We start from the raw sequence: 14,978 nt of genomic DNA, 5'->3' as shown, positions 1-14,978 counted from the left end.
CTTTTATCTACGGTCTAAACAAACTTTGGATCACCAAGCGGTGATCATTTTACATAGAGATTGTTTTGAGCAAGTTCGATTGAGATTGCTCCAACATTACCTGCGCCCTGTGTTAATAACAAGTCATTTGCTTGTAACACTTTTTTCATTACTGCTTGTAAGTTGCCTTCTACTGGATCGATAAGAATCGGCTCAACTTCACCACGTAGACGAATGCTTCGAGCCAATGCACGACTATCCGCACCCACAATTGGTTTTTCACCCGCAGGATAAACTTCCAATAACAAGAGTTGATCAACTTGTGACAAGACATCGACGAAGTCATCAAAACAGTCACGCGTACGGCTAAAACGGTGCGGTTGGAACATCATCACCAAACGACGATCTGGATGACTTGCACGTGCCGCTTTAATGGTCGCTTCGACTTCTTTTGGATGGTGACCATAGTCATCGACCAATTTCACCAAGCCATCTTCAACTTCAAATTCGCCTTGTACTTGGAAACGACGACCTACGCCACTGAAGCTTTCTAAGGCACGCGCAATCGCAGCATCAGAAACGCCTTCATCCGTTGCAATACCAATCGCTGCCAAAGCATTTAAGATGTTATGAAGACCCGGCAAGTTAATGGTTAAACGTAACGGCTCACGGTCTTTACGCAATACGGTAAAGTGTGATTGCATGCCTTCTTGAGCCACATCAACAGCACGAATGTCATTGTCTTCATTGAAACCATACGTCACGACAGGACGACCAATACGCGGCATAATTTCACGGATGTTGGCATCATCACCACACATCACAGCTAAACCGTAAAATGGAAGGCGCTGTAAGAATTGTACGAAGGTATCTTTCAATACATCGAAACTACCGCCATAGGTATCCATATGGTCAGCATCGATATTGGTGACAATCGTTGCCATCGGCTGTAAATGCAGGAATGACGCATCTGATTCGTCTGCTTCAGCCACGATATAACGGCTTGCACCCAATGCAGCATTCACACCTGTACGATTTAACAAACCACCAATGACATAAGTTGGGTCCAGATTTTCTTCTGCCAACATGCAGGTCACAAGACTGGTAGTCGTGGTTTTACCATGCGTCCCCGCAACGGCAATACCATGACGGTAACGCATTAATTCACCCAACATTTCTGCACGACGCACGACAGGTGTACGGGTTTCAATCGCCGCTTTCACTTCCGGGTTTTCAGAATCAATGGCTGTTGATACCACGATTACATTAGCGCCTTGAATATTTTCAGCAGCATGACCAATGAAAACTTGAATGCCATTTTCTTCAAGCTGAGCCGTGGTTTTCGACGCTTTAATATCTGAACCTGAAACTTTATAGCCTTGGTTTTTCAATACTTCGGCAATACCGCACATGCCCGCACCACCAATCCCAATAAAATGGATGTGTTTAATACGGCGCATTTCTGGCACTTTAATGAGCTTTTTCGCTTGATCGGCAGGCGTTGATGGAGACATAGATTACTCGAATTTTACAAATCTTGAATTAAACCAACCACGTGCTGTGTCGCATCGGGTTGTGCCTGTTGTCGAGCCTTAACCGCCATTTCCATAAGTCGTTGGCGATTCATCAGCGGCTTCAACAACGCTGTTAAACTTTCTGCGGTCATGTCCGCTTGTGGGCAAATTTTTGCAGCATTGATATTGGCCAAGAACCCTGCATTTGCAGTTTGATGGTCATCCACTGCACTTGGCAGAGGAACAAAGACGGCTGCTACACCCGCTGTCGCAATTTCAGTGACGGTTAGTGCACCAGCACGGCAGATAATCAAATCCGCTGCAGAATAGGCTGCTGCCATATCTTCAATAAACGGCTGAACGTCAACTTGCATATGTTCAGGTGCATTTGCATAACGAGCCAATGTGCTTTCAGCATTATTTTGACCACACTGGTGATATACACTCAGGGGCTGTTCTAATTGCTGTAAGGCAGCTGGCACACATTCATTTAAGGCACGTGCACCCAATGAGCCGCCCACAATTAAAACCCGTAATGGCAAACCAGCTTTTTCACGCTCTTGGTAACGCCATGACGGATTTAAAATTTCTGTAATTTCCTTACGTACAGGATTACCTGTGGTTACGATTTTATCTTGTGCAGGAAAGGTATTTGGAAATGCCTGACAGACAATTTTAGCCACACGTGACAACTGCGTATTGGTAAAACCTGCTACAGCATTTTGTTCATGGATAATGACTGGTATGCCCAATGCACGAGCTGCCAAGCCACCTGGCCCAGCCACGTAACCCCCAAAGCCTGCAACTGCATCAACTTTGAGTTGTTTCATATAACGCATGGCACTCAAAGTAGCTTTGAGAATTTTAAACGGTGCCATCAGCTTACGCACGACTCCATTGCCGCGTACGCCTTGGATATCAATTTGATAAATTGGAATATTATGATTTTTAAGCAGGCGATTTTCCATGCCTGTTGGCGTTGCGAGCCAAGAAACTTCACAGCCTTGTTGTTGCAACTCTTTGGCAACAGCGAGCGCTGGAAAGACGTGACCACCGGTTCCGGCAGCCATCATCATGACATGTTTCGGCTTTACTTGCGTTACTTCGGTCACTGTCTAATTCTTCATTTCTAAAAAGAGGCTAATGATATTCGATTTTAAGCAAACAATTGTAATCACAAACGCATGACCGTGAAAGGTAATTTACTTTTTTTCAACAGGCGTATGATTGTTTTTTTCTACTATTTTAAAAGTTTAAACTAGTTTTATTATTAATCTATGAGAATTGAAAAAAAATCAGACAATTTTTCACTTTAATTGCATTCACTTACAGTTTTTTGCTTTTTAAGCTCCCCTCCCCTTAGCGCAGGACAAAAAAAGAGCCCTTGAAGGACTCTTTTAAATCTAGTGCAAAATTAAGCTTTTAAACCTGCCTCAAGGACATCAAATAAATCATCGGCAATCGAGGTGCCAAATTGCGCATCAATTTCACGTACGCAAGTTGGACTGGTGACATTAATTTCAGTCACGTAATTACCAATCACATCCAGACCAACAAAGACTAAACCTTTTTCACGAAGGAATGGCCCAACTTTGGCTGCAATGGCTTTATCATTTTCGGTCAATGGACGCGCCTCGCCCAAACCACCTGCCGCCAAGTTACCACGCACTTCACCATTTTGCGGAATACGCGCCAAACAATACGGTACGGGTTCGCCATTGATCATCAAGATGCGCTTGTCGCCATCCACAATTTCGGGGATGTATCGCTGCGCCATAATCGGCTGTGTGCCGTTATTGGTCAGGATTTCAATAGTTGAACCAATGTTTACGCCATCTTGGTATAAACGGAAAATGCCCATACCGCCCATACCATCTAGAGGTTTTACAATCACATCACCATGTTCTTGTAAAAACTCACGAATTAAGCTCTGTTGTGAGGTGACTAACGTCGGCACTTGCAGCTCAGGGAATTGGGTCGCAAATAGCTTTTCATTACAGTCACGCAGGCTTTGCGGCTTGTTAATAATCCACGCACCTTCGCGTTCAGCCTGTTCCAAAATATAGGTGGTGTAGACAAAGTTCATATCAAACGGCGGATCTTTACGCATCAAAACTACGTCATAAGCAGCAATTGATTCTTTTTGTTTTTCGCCGAGTTCAAAATAGTGATTGTAGTCTTCAAAAACTTTTAGCGGTGAAATCAAACCAAAGGCTTTGCCGTGATCGATATATAAATCTTGCTGTAATGCATAGCCTAGCTCATGTCCACGACGTGCTGCTGCCCATAGCATCGCCATTGAGGTATCTTTTTTTAGGTTTACATTTTCGATGGGATCCATCACAACAAGTACACGCATTATTCAGTGCTCTGTTCATTATTAATTTATGAATGAGTATAGCCGAGATTTTTCTTTTGTTTATTCTGATTTTGCATGTGTATGTATGGATTCGTGTGATGCATGCAATATTTAAAAACATTTCTATCATCCACCTTATCTCAATAATGGAAATAAGCTTTAATAATATCATTTGATAGGTCTGTATAAATAAATACAAAAGCATTGCTACCTGTTTAATTACTTCCAAATATACTTAGCCCTATTTTTGGTTAAAAAATACGTGATTTTTTATTTTTTTTAGCTATTGTGTTAATTATTGTAAATAAAAAATAGAATTCATTGATGATCAACATTGAGCAGATGGCTATCATTCTTGATGCTTTACCAGACCCTGCATTTGTCATATCACGTAGTGGAAAATACGTTGCAGTTTTTGGCGGGCGCGATAATCGTTATTACCACGATGGTTCCGGTCTTGTTGGTACCTATATTTCAGATGTGATCAAGCCAGATAAAGCCAACTTTTTTATGCAATTGATCGACCAAGCTCTAGCGTCAGGAAATCTACTCATCGAAGAGTACGAATTGAGCAATAGGGATGTAAAAGGTCTGCCCGATTATGGTCCTGAAGAGTCCATTTGGTTTGAGGTGCGCATCCAATCCCTCAGTTTTTCGGTAGATGAAGAAGACGTTGTACTTTGGGTCGCAAGTAATATTTCAGCGCGTCACAACTTGGAAATCAAGCTGAAGGAACTCAGCCATACAGATCAGTTAACCGGTCTTTTCAACCGAAGAAAATTAGAGCATGACTTAGCATTACATTATGAGTCATACCTACGGCATTCCATACAGACCTCGATCTTGATGTTAGATCTTGATAACCTCAAAAAAATCAACGACAGCAAAGGTCATCATGTTGGTGATGAAGCAATCCGAGCAGTCGCAGATATTCTTCGTTTAACGCTGCGCAAGACCGATTGCGCCTGCCGCTTAGGTGGAGATGAGTTTGTGGTCGCCTTGCCCAACACGGGCTGCGATCAGGCCATTCAGTTTGCCAAACGGATTCATGAACATTCCAGAAAAGAATTAAGTCGGTTTTCAATAGATAACGCGCATGTCACCGTGAGCATAGGAGTGACAACCATCATGCCTGAAGATTGTACCTACGAAGATACAATTAAACGTGCTGATCTAGCGCTGTATAAAGCCAAACATGGCGGGAAAAATAGAATTGTCGCGGCCTAAGCGTGCGGCAGAAATAAACCAAATTTCACAGTTTATTTAGCAATTTGATATTCAAACCGTTGTAATTGTTCAAGATGAACTCTTTTCCCTTTTTCAGCATCATTTTAATTTAGATAGGTTTTTGATATGCAGCAAGCCATTGTTGATTTTGCCTTGGATGATGAAAATCATTGGTATGCCATTTTAGCTTGTGGCCATACACAGCATGTCCGACATGATCCTCCATGGCAAAACCGTCCTTGGGTTATCACTGAGCAAGGACGGAAAGAAAAGTTAGGGGTAATGTTGGAATGTAAGAAGTGTGATGAAGAGAGTTTCGTATAAGAGATTTTATGTTAAACAGCCCTCAATTAAGGACTGTTTTTTAGGTCAAATTGCTAATTCGCTATGACTGCCTAATCTGACTAATTTTAAAATTAGCAGTTCACCTTCTTCTGTTTTCTTATAGATTAAAACAAGATCAGGCTTGATATGGCAATCACGATGACCCACCCAATTGCTGACCAAAGCATGGTCACGATACTTTTCAGGTAGAGGTTCATCGGCTTGTAGTAACTCTAAAACTGTTTGTAGTTCAGCATCTACTGTATTTCGATGTTGCCCTTTTTTCTCACGTTTATAGTCTTTCTTAAATGCAGAGGTGTACTTAATCGTCCGCATTAAGATCAGCCATCAGATCTTTTACAGAAGTGAAGCTCTTTGCTTTGCTTAGATCTTCTTCCATCGCTGCAATAGTTTCAGCACTGGGTTGCCAAATTTCAAAAGGTAGAGCCTTTTCTTTCGCTACTTTGGTCAACAACAAACGGACTGCATCTGAGACAGTTAAGCCCATTGATGCGAGAACTTCCGTTGCTTCATGCTTAATATTTTCATTAATACGAGTAGTCACTAAGGCATTTGAAGCCATGTTAAGCTCCTATGATTAACATTGTTAATCATACTATATTCTTAGATGAAAAAAAATTCAATTCGTATAACAGCCATTATGTTAAATAGGAACCTTAGAACAATAGAAAATTATAATTTCATTGCCATAAGGAAGAATATACTTACAATCCTACGTTCGTTTGTAAAGCAATTTGCTGTGAAGCTAATTCAAGTGCTTTAGATTTCCCTAATGGTTTAATATCAGTGCCTTCAGCATATATAAAATCTACCTTATCAATACCAATTAATCCTAATACTGCTATTAAATATGCTGTAACAGCATCTGTTGGAAGATCTTGATGAAAACCACCACGTGAACTAAAGATAATTGATTTAACACCTTTAATTAATCCTACGGGTGCGGTTTCTGTATATTGAAAAGTTACTCGTGCTCGTGCAATTAAGTCGAACCAGTTTTTTAATTGGGTTGGTACATTTAAGTTATACATTGGTGCTGCAATCAATAATAGATCACAATCTTTCAGCTCTTGAATAAATTGATCAGAGAGAGCTACTGCTGCTTTTACCTCAGGTTTTTCATTCGCCTCTCCACGTAAGGCATTAAATATCTCTAAGTTTAATACTGGTAAGTTCATAGCTCCTAGATCATGTTCAATTATTTGGTCAACATAACCACTTTGCTTACGTCTATATAAATATTTATTAATGAGCTGATTACTTAGAGATTTTTCCTGCATAAAACTAGATTTGATAACTAAAATTCTGTTCATAGTAAGGTTCCTAATATGAATTTTAATTAGATTATCATTGATAAATTGGATACAAAAGTGATAATAAATCAACTCATTGATTCCCAATTGGAACTAATATGCGTGTTAATGATCTGAAAAGTTTGATGGCATTTATTAGTGTTGTTGAACAAGGAAGTTTTACTAAAGCATCAGAAAAATTACATCTGACTCGTTCCGCTGTCAGTAAGATGATTTCAAAGCTTGAGGTACAGCTCGGAGTAGTACTTTTTAACAGAGATACACGTCATTTAGCTCTCACAGAAGAAGGTAGTATTTTCTATGAACATAGCCAGCGGGCTGTACAAGAATTATTAATAGCTGAGACATTATTTGAAAGTAATAATCAAAATATTCAGGGAATGATACGTATCTCTATGCCTGTATTATTTGGACAAAAGTTCATAGTTCCGATATTAAGAGACTTAGCAGATGAACATCAAAATTTGAATATGGTTCTTTCTTTTAATGATCGTTATATTGATTTAATTGAAGATAATTATGACCTAGTGATAAGAATTGGTAATTTAGAAGATAATAGTCAATTAATGGTTAAAAAGATTTCTGAGCATACAATGTGGCTCTGTGCCACACCTGAATATTTAAAAAGATACCAGGTTCCTGAGAGCATCAAAGATTTAGATAACCATCAGACTATTGGATATTTGAAAAATGGGCAGCTTGAAAAGTGGATATTTCAAAGTTCTCATCATAAAACTATGAAATATTTGCCAAAAAATAAAGTTCAAATGGATGACATAAAAAGCATATTAGATTATGTACTAATGCATGGAGGAATTGGTTGGTTACCTTCCTGGTTGATTCAAGAATATATACAAAGTGGTCAATTAATACACCTACTTACTAACTATTCAAGTACTAACTATCCTATTCAAATTGTATGGAAAAGATCAAATTTCTTACCAATACGTGTTCGTACTACCATTGATAAAATAGCTTCATCAATACAAAAAGATAGCGTCATTAAATAAGATTTATAAGAGAGGAATTCTAAATTGATAGTAATACAAAATCTTTCTAGTTTAATTTTTAAACACGGATTTATTAAGCTTTCCTAAAATTAACATAATACGCGCTATACGAAATGCTTTTTTATTCCTTAAAAATCATAGTGTTATATGATAGAGAAAAACCCAATCATCTCGGGTTGGCTTTTTTAATGATTTTTCACGTTTCATGAATACCAACCAATCAATTTTTCCACATTTTTGATTAGCTAAATTCAACAATCCTAATCTCAAAACTACACAAAAAAAGGAAGCTTCCGCTTCCTTTTTTATAACCTTAAAATCTAAAAAATCTTAGATCCCATACTTCACACGGTACGCTTCCATTTTCGCTAAAGCTTCAGTTTCGCCTTTTGCATCTAAGAAAGTCATTAAATCTTTCATAGTGATTAAAGCATGTACAGGAATTTCTAACTCTTTTTGTACTTCTTGAATCGCAGACAAATCGCCCTGACCTTTTTCTTGACGGTCTAGCGCCACCAATACGCCCGCAATTTGTGCACCGGCATTTTTCAGAATAGTCACTACTTCACGAATCGCTGTACCCGCAGTGATCACATCATCAATAATCCAGACTTTTTTACCTTCAACAGACGCACCAACCAATACACCGCCTTCGCCATGGTCTTTCGCTTCTTTACGGTTAAAGCCCCAAGGTACGCTCACACCATGGTTCTGTGACAGTGCGACAGCCGTTGCTGCTACAAATGGAATACCTTTATAAGCTGGACCAAAGACCACTTCCACATTATCGCATTCTGTTAATTTAGCTGCATAGCCAGAAGCCAATAATGATAAGGCCTCGCCATCGTTTAGTAGACCTGCATTAAAAAAATAAGGACTCACACGACCCGATTTTAAAGTAAACTCACCAAATTTAAGCACACCACGTGATAATGCGAGTTCGATAAAAGCTTGTGGATTAAATGCCGCTTGCGCTGTCATGAGGTGCTCCATTTTTTTAAGTTTGAGGTTAAACCTGAGCATGATACCAAAGAGTAGCTATCCAAGTGATCAAAAAATTTTACGTGTCGTTTCAATTAATGTGAATGGCCTGCGTTCCGCTGAAAAAAAAGGTATTTTTGACTGGATGGCAACTTCAGATGCCGATGTCATCTGCATGCAAGAAAGCCGCATTACCCATGAACAATGGACCGATAAATTTAAACCCGAAGGTTGGTTTACACACCTTTTCCCTGCAGAACGCCCAGGCTATGCCGGTACTGCGATTTATAGCCGCCTACCTTTTGTTTCAGTGACAGATGGTTTAGGTTTTGAATTGGCAGACACTCAAGGCCGCTTTATTTCTGCTGAGTTCGATTTAGGACTTGGACAAACTGCACATATTTGCTCGCTCTACCTGCCTTCTGGTTCATCGGGTGAAGAAGCTCAGGCGCGCAAAGACCTATTTTTAGGCGAATATCAACAAATTTTGAAGCAATGGCGTGCTGAAAATAAGTCAGTGATTGTTTGCGGTGACTACAACATCGTGCATAAACGTATTGATATTAAAAATTGGTCTGGGAACCAAAAGGCTTCAGGCTGCTTACCACATGAACGTGCATGGCTCGATCATATTTATGATGAGCTTGGCTATGTCGACACCTTCCGTGAGGTACGTAAAGAAGCCGAGCTTTACTCTTGGTGGTCTAACCGAGGACAAGCGCGTGCCAAAAATGTGGGTTGGCGTATCGACTACCATGCATGTTCACCAGACTGGAAAGAACGTACAGTCAATGCTTGGATATTTAAAGATGAATGGTTTAGCGACCACGCCCCTGTGATTATTGATTATAAAATTTAAGCTTCCAACAATTAATTGAGTGAACGATTGTTTACTCAATTAGAGCTTATTTCTCACATTACATGACGAATTTGTGGATTTATCTCATAACTTGAACATAGCATTATGGTCGCACGGCAAAGGGACATGTCAGGATGACATAAAAGGATTGGACGCCGAAGGAAGTATAAAAACAAACTAAATGATTTAGCTTGTTTTCAAGGATGTGACAATGGACGTTGGATTGAGACCCGCATGATCAGGATGATTAAATGCGGGTTTTCTCTTATCTAGTCCCCACATCTATAGACTCAAACATCCCCCAAATAAAACAGCTAAAAATTCGATCTGCACAGCATTTTCTTATTCTCGCTTTCTTTCTACTTTTGACTGTGCAACCTTAAGCTGAATTTTCTTGTTATTGCATCGCTTTCTTTTCTGAGCATCGTTTTGTTCTGTAGGCTATTCTAAAAGACCAAAATGTCGTTTTGATGACAATACCCAATATTTATTACATGCGACTTTTACAGCAAAACATTTATTTCTCAATCCACATCCAGATCGAGCTTTGAGCATTGATGAATTAGCCTGTAGGATAATGCTGAATTGTATTTTTATCTTATTGTTTGAATAATTGAGGACACCTGTTCATGCTTAAAATTTATGGCATCAAAAACTGTAATACCATGAAAAAAGCTTTCGACTTGCTCAACGAATTAGGCCTAAGCTACGAATTTCATGACTATAAAAAACAAGCGATTGATGCTGAAACCGTAAAAAAATGGCTTAATGCCAAAGGCGCTGATGTGATTCTTAACAAAAAAGGCACAACATGGAAAAAACTCAGTGAAGAAGAGCAACAGACAGCGTTAGCCAGTGAAGAAAATTTGATTCAATGTTTAATAGCGCATAGCAGCATGATTAAACGTCCTGTACTCGATACAGGTAGCGATTTATTGATTGGCTTTGATGAAAGCGCTTACCGTGCATTGAAATAAATTTTTTTATCACACTCATGCACGGCTCTAGTTCAATTATGGCTGAAAATAGGCTATAAAAAAGCCTGACATTGTCAGGCTTTTTGTTTGAATCATGTCAAATTAGTTGGCACGAATCCATGTTTGATTACGACCTAAAGCAGCAACGCCAATAAAGCCGCGAAGCTCTAGTTTTTTGCCACCATCAGCCAATTGACCTTTTAACTTGTAAGTTTTACCTGATTGAGGATCCAAAATTGAACCATCTTCATAGCTTGTACCACCTACATTTTTAAGACCTGTCACAATACGTAAGCCTTTTAATGATTTATTGTGATATGGGCCTTCACATTTTTTACAAGCGTTCTCTTCACCTGGTGTCAAAACTGACTGAATGCTCGCAGAAAGCGTACCATTTTTTTGCTCAGTGAATTTTACAATCGCTTTTGGCTGCTTGGTTTTATCATCAATGGTTTTCCAAGTTGTACCATTTAGCGGATCTGCAGCATTTGCAAATGCGGCTAAACTCATCAATCCTAATGCTAGTGCAATTTTTTTCATTTTTGTTTATTTCCCTGGTCTGATATAGACGACATTAGTATCCAAAAGTCACAACAATTTATCAATTTTTGTATGTGACCGTTTAGTGTAACCTTGTAATTTGTGTTGGTAAATATGCTCACACGATTCCAAAAATAGAAAAAGATGGAAAGACAATGAAGATATCGCCACTGACGAAACAACTGATTACAGAAAGCATTTTAAAAACCACAATTCGTGGGCCGAGCCAATTCAATTTACCGCCCAATACTTTAAGGTTTGCTTTGGAACAAATGTGTCGTGCATTTCCCCAAAACCCCGATGTACAAATTCGTCCTATTCGCTTAGCCGGCTTAAAAGCCGAAGAAATCAAACCTCAACAGGCATCGACCCAACTCATTTTTCATATTCATGGGGGCGCATTTTTCTTGGGTTCGATGAACACGCATCGGGCGTTTCTGACTCAAGTTGCTGCGCGCACGCAAATGCAAGTGTTACATTTGAATTATCCTTTATCCCCAGAAGCACAGTTCCCTGAAGCACTCGATGCCCTTTTTGATGTGTATGCAGTGTTATTAGATCAAGGGGTTCAAGCCAAAGATATTATTTTGTCAGGCGACTCTTGTGGTGCAAACTTGGCGCTTGCCTTAGCCCTTAAAATTCAACAGGACCAACTTCCACAAGTCAGTGGTTTGGTGTTGATGTCACCGTTTTTAGACCTGACGCTGAGCAGTGAGTCTTTGCGTTATAACCGTAAGCATGATGCGCTGTTAAGCATAGAAGCCCTTGAAACAGGCATTGATTATTATGTACCCCGCTCGGTCGATCGAGCTGATCCATTGGTCTCGCCTTTTTTTGCAGAGCTCAAAGGACTACCTCCGATTCATATTCAAGTGGGTTCTAAAGAAATTTTATTGGATGATGCGCAGCGTTTTAAAGTCAAAGCAGAAGAAGCCGGCCTAGATGTCGAATTCAAGTTATACACTGGCATGTGGCATAACTTCCAAATGTTTAGCCCATGGTTTGAAGAAGGACAGCGTGCGCTGAGTGATTTAGCCGATTTTGCACACCGACTAGATCAGGATTAATCGCTGAAAAATAATCCCTGAAATGGATCAAAGTCACCATAAAAAAAGGTCAGCAGATGCTGACCTAAGAGGGAAATGTCAATCTGTTAAATGGCTTGAATTTGAGCCTGAGCTGTCGCCATTGCCTGTGCTTTCATATCTGGTCCCATATTGACACCTTCGGCACGAATCACATCAATATCGCTGACACCTGTGAAATTAAACACGGCTTTTAATAAACCTTCTTGATAATCTACAGGGCTGTTATCGCCATACACACCGCCACGACTGCTGGCAATATAGACTTTTTTGTCACCTGCCAAACCCACTGGACCTTGTTCTGTATATTTAAAGGTACGACCTGCAACACTGATACGGTCAATCCATGCTTTCAAAGTTGATGGCAAACCGAAGTTATACATAGCAGCACCAACCACAACCACATCGGCATCTAAATACTGTTGTAACAACTGCTCGCCTAAAGCCGATTGTTCTGCATTTTGACCCATCAAAATTTCACTGCTGAGATGTGGAATCTGCTGTACTGCTAAATCGAGATGCTGAACCTGTGCCGCATCACCATGTTTTTGCTGTAGCTGTTGTACAATTTCAGCGCTAAGTTGACGCGAAACTGAAGCGTCGCCCATGATGCTTGAATCAATATGCAAAATTTTCATGACTAAAACCTAAAGCTGTTGTTATTAACTTGAGCCTAGTGTAATCACTTTTCATAAATAGAATAATCCCGTTCCTTATGACAGTATGTTTTATTTTTAGAACAATCTTTTTAAACTCGTAAAAAATTTAAAATTACTGAGCGGTTCTTGACCGTTATCAAGTGTAAATTTTCATGCTAATGTAAGCCTATAAAATGATATCTATATAAACTTTAAGAAAAAAACTGATAACTCGAACAGGGCAATGACACAGGATGACGGTTAAATCAAGCATACGTGACATGATCCTTCGCAATAGAATCGCCCAGTATTTACTGGAAGATGAAGTGGTCATGAATTGGAGCATCCTGAAAAAGTGTATGCTCATGCTGATGCTTGGCTCAGCCATTCATCTGCTTTGGATTATTTGGAAATTATATATTTCTTTTACACCTGAACTTTGGCAGTGGGTTAACCTTGAACTCATCCACTCTCAATTGTGGACCAACATTGTCTTTTTTAGCTTAATGGTGCTATTGATTTGGCCTTGCTATGCTGGAAAAGAAAACCCAAAAATTCAGCTTGTTTTACCTTATCTTTCGGTCGGCTTATTCGTCATTTCTTTATGTCGTGATGGTTATTTAATTGGTGTCATGAGCCCAGCCACCATGATCTCCTATGTGAGCCTAGTGACCGTTGGATTAGTGCTATTTACACGAAAAATCGTCTATAGCATGCTGATTCCAGCCACGATTTTTTTATCTATTTGCATGTATTTAAGTATTCGCGGCATTATTCCCTATGCCCCGATTTTTCAACCTCATGCCTATGGCTATCAAAATAGTTTTTGGCTCTTCTCAATGATCTTTTTCATTGTTCCTATTTTATTAACCTGTCTGGCTTTATTTGAAATCTTACTGAGCCAATGGCGTCACCGTGAGCATTTGATTCAAAAACTCAGTCAAGTCGACCCACTGACCAATTTATTTAATCGACGCAGTATCAATCAGTGTTTGGAACAGCTCGATAGTGCTAAAACAGATACATATGCACTGGTCTTGTTGGACTTAGACCATTTTAAACGCATCAATGATGAATACGGACACGATAAAGGCGATGAAACCTTGATTCTCGTCAGCCAAGTATTAAACCAACATTTACGCGGTAGTGATGTGGTTGGACGTTTTGGCGGGGAAGAGTTTATTTTGGTGTTAAAAAATTCTAACTTAGAACAAGCGATTTTCATTGCAGAGCGCTGTCGAAAAGCCATTGAACAGCTTGAAATTTGGGGGCATGACGGTCAGTCAATTCATGTGACAGCTAGTTTTGGCATTGCAATTTCTACGCCTGAATTAGTACCACAACAATTACTGACCCATGCAGATCAAGCGCTATATGCAGCTAAAGCTGGTGGTCGTAACATGGTCATGGCCTACACCGAACAACAAAGCTTTAGCCATTTGGTTTAAAACTTTTATCTAGGTCAGACGTGGCGTTGAGCTTTTAACGTGGATACTGTTCCATACGACGGACTGGCTGTTCCAGTTGAGCAGCCGTGATCCATTCCACCACAGAAGGATGCTGCAAAATCTTTTGCATATAACGCTGTGTGTTGTCACTCACAGGTAGCTGGAAGGTCTGTAAACGTGTCACCACGGGTGCAAAAAATGCATCGGCAATACTAAATTCACCGCATAGAAAGCCATCCACCGCAGCACGATTCGACCAAATCTGTTCGATTCGCGCTACTTCAGCACGTAATTCAGCATGTTCAGACCATAATCTCTGACCATGACGACCATAATCCGCCTGCAGATTCATACTGCATAAGCTACGCAATTGCATAAAACTACTGTGCATTTCCGCGCAAATACTACGTGCCCATGCACGTTGTGTAGCATCTTTTGGCCACAACGGGAGTTCTTGAAACTGCTCTGCCAAATATTCACAAATCGCCAATGAGTCCCAAATCATCACACCGTCATGTTGCAGTAGGGGCACTTTGCCATTGGCATGTAGGGCTAACATTTGTTGCTTGAATGCTCCGCCATCTGCTTCTTCAGAAAACGGAATCAAGATCTCTTGAATCGGTAAATTAAACGCGTGTAACACCAACCACGGTCGCATAGACCACGTCGAATAGTTTTTATTGGCAATATATAATTGCATCAT

General features: G+C 39.9%; 17 protein-coding genes. 7 read left to right on the top strand and 10 right to left on the bottom strand.

Translation table 11 applies throughout. From position 1 onward, the window contains the following. Nucleotides 1-44 precede the first annotated feature (44 nt). From murC to gshB, 3 genes are all read right to left on the bottom strand, one after another. Nucleotides 45-1,493, bottom strand: a complete 1,449-nt coding sequence (gene murC, locus FTT99_RS05690; protein ID WP_078190576.1) for a UDP-N-acetylmuramate--L-alanine ligase — start codon at nt 1,491-1,493, stop codon at nt 45-47. A gap of 14 nt (nt 1,494-1,507) precedes the next feature. Then, complete coding sequence (murG, locus tag FTT99_RS05685) at nt 1,508-2,605, bottom strand: undecaprenyldiphospho-muramoylpentapeptide beta-N-acetylglucosaminyltransferase (RefSeq protein WP_078190577.1); 1,098 nt, start codon at nt 2,603-2,605, stop codon at nt 1,508-1,510. 302 nt (nt 2,606-2,907) lie between these two features. Further along, nucleotides 2,908-3,852 carry a glutathione synthase gene (gene gshB, locus FTT99_RS05680; protein ID WP_180131198.1) on the bottom strand — a complete coding sequence of 315 codons (945 nt, stop codon included), beginning with the start codon at nt 3,850-3,852 and terminating at the stop codon, nt 2,908-2,910. Nucleotides 3,853-4,176: 324 nt separating this feature from the next. Here gshB and FTT99_RS05675 point away from each other — a divergent pair, with 324 nt between their 5' ends. Together FTT99_RS05675 and FTT99_RS05670 are read left to right on the top strand one after the other, a co-directional pair. Further along, nucleotides 4,177-5,079 (top strand): GGDEF domain-containing protein, encoded by a 903-nt coding sequence (locus FTT99_RS05675; RefSeq protein WP_180131200.1) that lies wholly within the window; start codon nt 4,177-4,179, stop codon nt 5,077-5,079. 126 nt (nt 5,080-5,205) lie between these two features. Further along, nucleotides 5,206-5,403 (top strand): DUF3565 domain-containing protein, encoded by a 198-nt coding sequence (locus FTT99_RS05670; protein WP_180024624.1) that lies wholly within the window; start codon nt 5,206-5,208, stop codon nt 5,401-5,403. A 45-nt stretch (nt 5,404-5,448) separates the two neighbouring features. On the opposite strand, the gene FTT99_RS05665 is transcribed toward FTT99_RS05670, so the two are convergent. The 3 genes from FTT99_RS05665 to FTT99_RS05655 form a co-directional block, all read right to left on the bottom strand. Next, nucleotides 5,449-5,739 carry a type II toxin-antitoxin system YafQ family toxin gene (locus FTT99_RS05665; RefSeq protein ID WP_168370260.1) on the bottom strand — a complete coding sequence of 97 codons (291 nt, stop codon included), beginning with the start codon at nt 5,737-5,739 and terminating at the stop codon, nt 5,449-5,451. Next, nucleotides 5,726-5,986, bottom strand: coding sequence for a type II toxin-antitoxin system RelB/DinJ family antitoxin (locus FTT99_RS05660; protein ID WP_168370261.1), 261 nt, complete (start codon nt 5,984-5,986; stop codon nt 5,726-5,728). The genes FTT99_RS05665 and FTT99_RS05660 overlap by 14 nt, the downstream gene beginning before the upstream one ends. A gap of 142 nt (nt 5,987-6,128) precedes the next feature. Next, complete coding sequence (locus tag FTT99_RS05655; protein ID WP_078194113.1) at nt 6,129-6,737, bottom strand: FMN-dependent NADH-azoreductase; 609 nt, start codon at nt 6,735-6,737, stop codon at nt 6,129-6,131. A 98-nt stretch (nt 6,738-6,835) separates the two neighbouring features. Between FTT99_RS05655 and FTT99_RS05650 the strand changes: the two genes are divergently transcribed. After that, complete coding sequence (locus FTT99_RS05650) at nt 6,836-7,747, top strand: LysR family transcriptional regulator (protein WP_180161303.1); 912 nt, start codon at nt 6,836-6,838, stop codon at nt 7,745-7,747. 330 nt (nt 7,748-8,077) lie between these two features. Here FTT99_RS05650 and pyrE read toward each other — a convergent pair whose 3' ends face one another. Beyond that, nucleotides 8,078-8,728 (bottom strand): orotate phosphoribosyltransferase, encoded by a 651-nt coding sequence (pyrE, locus tag FTT99_RS05645; protein WP_078193224.1) that lies wholly within the window; start codon nt 8,726-8,728, stop codon nt 8,078-8,080. A 40-nt stretch (nt 8,729-8,768) separates the two neighbouring features. On the opposite strand from pyrE, the gene FTT99_RS05640 reads away from it, so the two are divergent. Further along, on the top strand, nt 8,769-9,587 hold the full coding sequence (locus FTT99_RS05640; RefSeq protein ID WP_078193225.1) for an exodeoxyribonuclease III: 819 nt from the start codon (nt 8,769-8,771) through the stop codon (nt 9,585-9,587). Between the two features lie 629 nt (nt 9,588-10,216). Beyond that, a complete protein-coding gene (locus FTT99_RS05635; RefSeq protein ID WP_180078557.1) occupies nt 10,217-10,564 on the top strand; it encodes a Spx/MgsR family RNA polymerase-binding regulatory protein in 348 nt (115 codons plus the stop codon). A 102-nt stretch (nt 10,565-10,666) separates the two neighbouring features. Here FTT99_RS05635 and FTT99_RS05630 read toward each other — a convergent pair whose 3' ends face one another. After that, nucleotides 10,667-11,104, bottom strand: coding sequence for a DUF2147 domain-containing protein (locus FTT99_RS05630; RefSeq protein ID WP_078193227.1), 438 nt, complete (start codon nt 11,102-11,104; stop codon nt 10,667-10,669). Nucleotides 11,105-11,259: 155 nt separating this feature from the next. Between FTT99_RS05630 and FTT99_RS05625 the strand changes: the two genes are divergently transcribed. Then, a complete protein-coding gene (locus FTT99_RS05625; protein ID WP_180161301.1) occupies nt 11,260-12,171 on the top strand; it encodes an alpha/beta hydrolase in 912 nt (303 codons plus the stop codon). Between the two features lie 86 nt (nt 12,172-12,257). On the opposite strand, the gene FTT99_RS05620 is transcribed toward FTT99_RS05625, so the two are convergent. Next, nucleotides 12,258-12,827 carry an FMN-dependent NADH-azoreductase gene (locus FTT99_RS05620; RefSeq protein WP_078190588.1) on the bottom strand — a complete coding sequence of 190 codons (570 nt, stop codon included), beginning with the start codon at nt 12,825-12,827 and terminating at the stop codon, nt 12,258-12,260. A 281-nt stretch (nt 12,828-13,108) separates the two neighbouring features. Between FTT99_RS05620 and FTT99_RS05615 the strand changes: the two genes are divergently transcribed. Next, the gene (locus FTT99_RS05615; protein ID WP_257230540.1) at nt 13,109-14,275 is read left to right on the top strand and encodes a GGDEF domain-containing protein; all 1,167 of its coding nucleotides are present in this window, start codon (nt 13,109-13,111) and stop codon (nt 14,273-14,275) included. 34 nt (nt 14,276-14,309) lie between these two features. On the opposite strand, the gene FTT99_RS05610 is transcribed toward FTT99_RS05615, so the two are convergent. After that, a complete protein-coding gene (locus FTT99_RS05610) occupies nt 14,310-14,978 on the bottom strand; it encodes a glutathione S-transferase family protein (RefSeq protein WP_180130586.1) in 669 nt (222 codons plus the stop codon).

It is taken from the genome of Acinetobacter sp. YH12040, from assembly GCF_013420005.1.
In the GTDB taxonomy this organism is placed as follows: Bacteria; Pseudomonadota; Gammaproteobacteria; order Pseudomonadales; family Moraxellaceae; genus Acinetobacter; species Acinetobacter amyesii.
This window is presented reverse-complemented; position numbering and strand designations above follow the sequence as displayed.

What these genes read in the sequence shown, in the direction of transcription:
- murC (WP_078190576.1), bottom strand. Translation starts at nt 1,493, where the DNA reads ATGTCTCCATCAACGCCTGCCGATCAAGCGAAAAAGCTCATTAAAGTG.
- gshB (WP_180131198.1), bottom strand. Translation starts at nt 3,852, where the DNA reads ATGCGTGTACTTGTTGTGATGGATCCCATCGAAAATGTAAACCTAAAA.
- FTT99_RS05675 (WP_180131200.1), top strand. Translation starts at nt 4,177, where the DNA reads ATGATCAACATTGAGCAGATGGCTATCATTCTTGATGCTTTACCAGAC.
- FTT99_RS05670 (WP_180024624.1), top strand. Translation starts at nt 5,206, where the DNA reads ATGCAGCAAGCCATTGTTGATTTTGCCTTGGATGATGAAAATCATTGG.
- FTT99_RS05665 (WP_168370260.1), bottom strand. Translation starts at nt 5,739, where the DNA reads ATGCGGACGATTAAGTACACCTCTGCATTTAAGAAAGACTATAAACGT.
- FTT99_RS05660 (WP_168370261.1), bottom strand. Translation starts at nt 5,986, where the DNA reads ATGGCTTCAAATGCCTTAGTGACTACTCGTATTAATGAAAATATTAAG.
- FTT99_RS05655 (WP_078194113.1), bottom strand. Translation starts at nt 6,737, where the DNA reads ATGAACAGAATTTTAGTTATCAAATCTAGTTTTATGCAGGAAAAATCT.
- FTT99_RS05650 (WP_180161303.1), top strand. Translation starts at nt 6,836, where the DNA reads ATGCGTGTTAATGATCTGAAAAGTTTGATGGCATTTATTAGTGTTGTT.
- pyrE (WP_078193224.1), bottom strand. Translation starts at nt 8,728, where the DNA reads ATGACAGCGCAAGCGGCATTTAATCCACAAGCTTTTATCGAACTCGCA.
- FTT99_RS05640 (WP_078193225.1), top strand. Translation starts at nt 8,769, where the DNA reads ATGATACCAAAGAGTAGCTATCCAAGTGATCAAAAAATTTTACGTGTC.
- FTT99_RS05635 (WP_180078557.1), top strand. Translation starts at nt 10,217, where the DNA reads ATGCTTAAAATTTATGGCATCAAAAACTGTAATACCATGAAAAAAGCT.
- FTT99_RS05630 (WP_078193227.1), bottom strand. Translation starts at nt 11,104, where the DNA reads ATGAAAAAAATTGCACTAGCATTAGGATTGATGAGTTTAGCCGCATTT.
- FTT99_RS05625 (WP_180161301.1), top strand. Translation starts at nt 11,260, where the DNA reads ATGAAGATATCGCCACTGACGAAACAACTGATTACAGAAAGCATTTTA.
- FTT99_RS05620 (WP_078190588.1), bottom strand. Translation starts at nt 12,827, where the DNA reads ATGAAAATTTTGCATATTGATTCAAGCATCATGGGCGACGCTTCAGTT.
- FTT99_RS05615 (WP_257230540.1), top strand. Translation starts at nt 13,109, where the DNA reads ATGATCCTTCGCAATAGAATCGCCCAGTATTTACTGGAAGATGAAGTG.
- FTT99_RS05610 (WP_180130586.1), bottom strand. Translation starts at nt 14,978, where the DNA reads ATGATGCAATTATATATTGCCAATAAAAACTATTCGACGTGGTCTATG.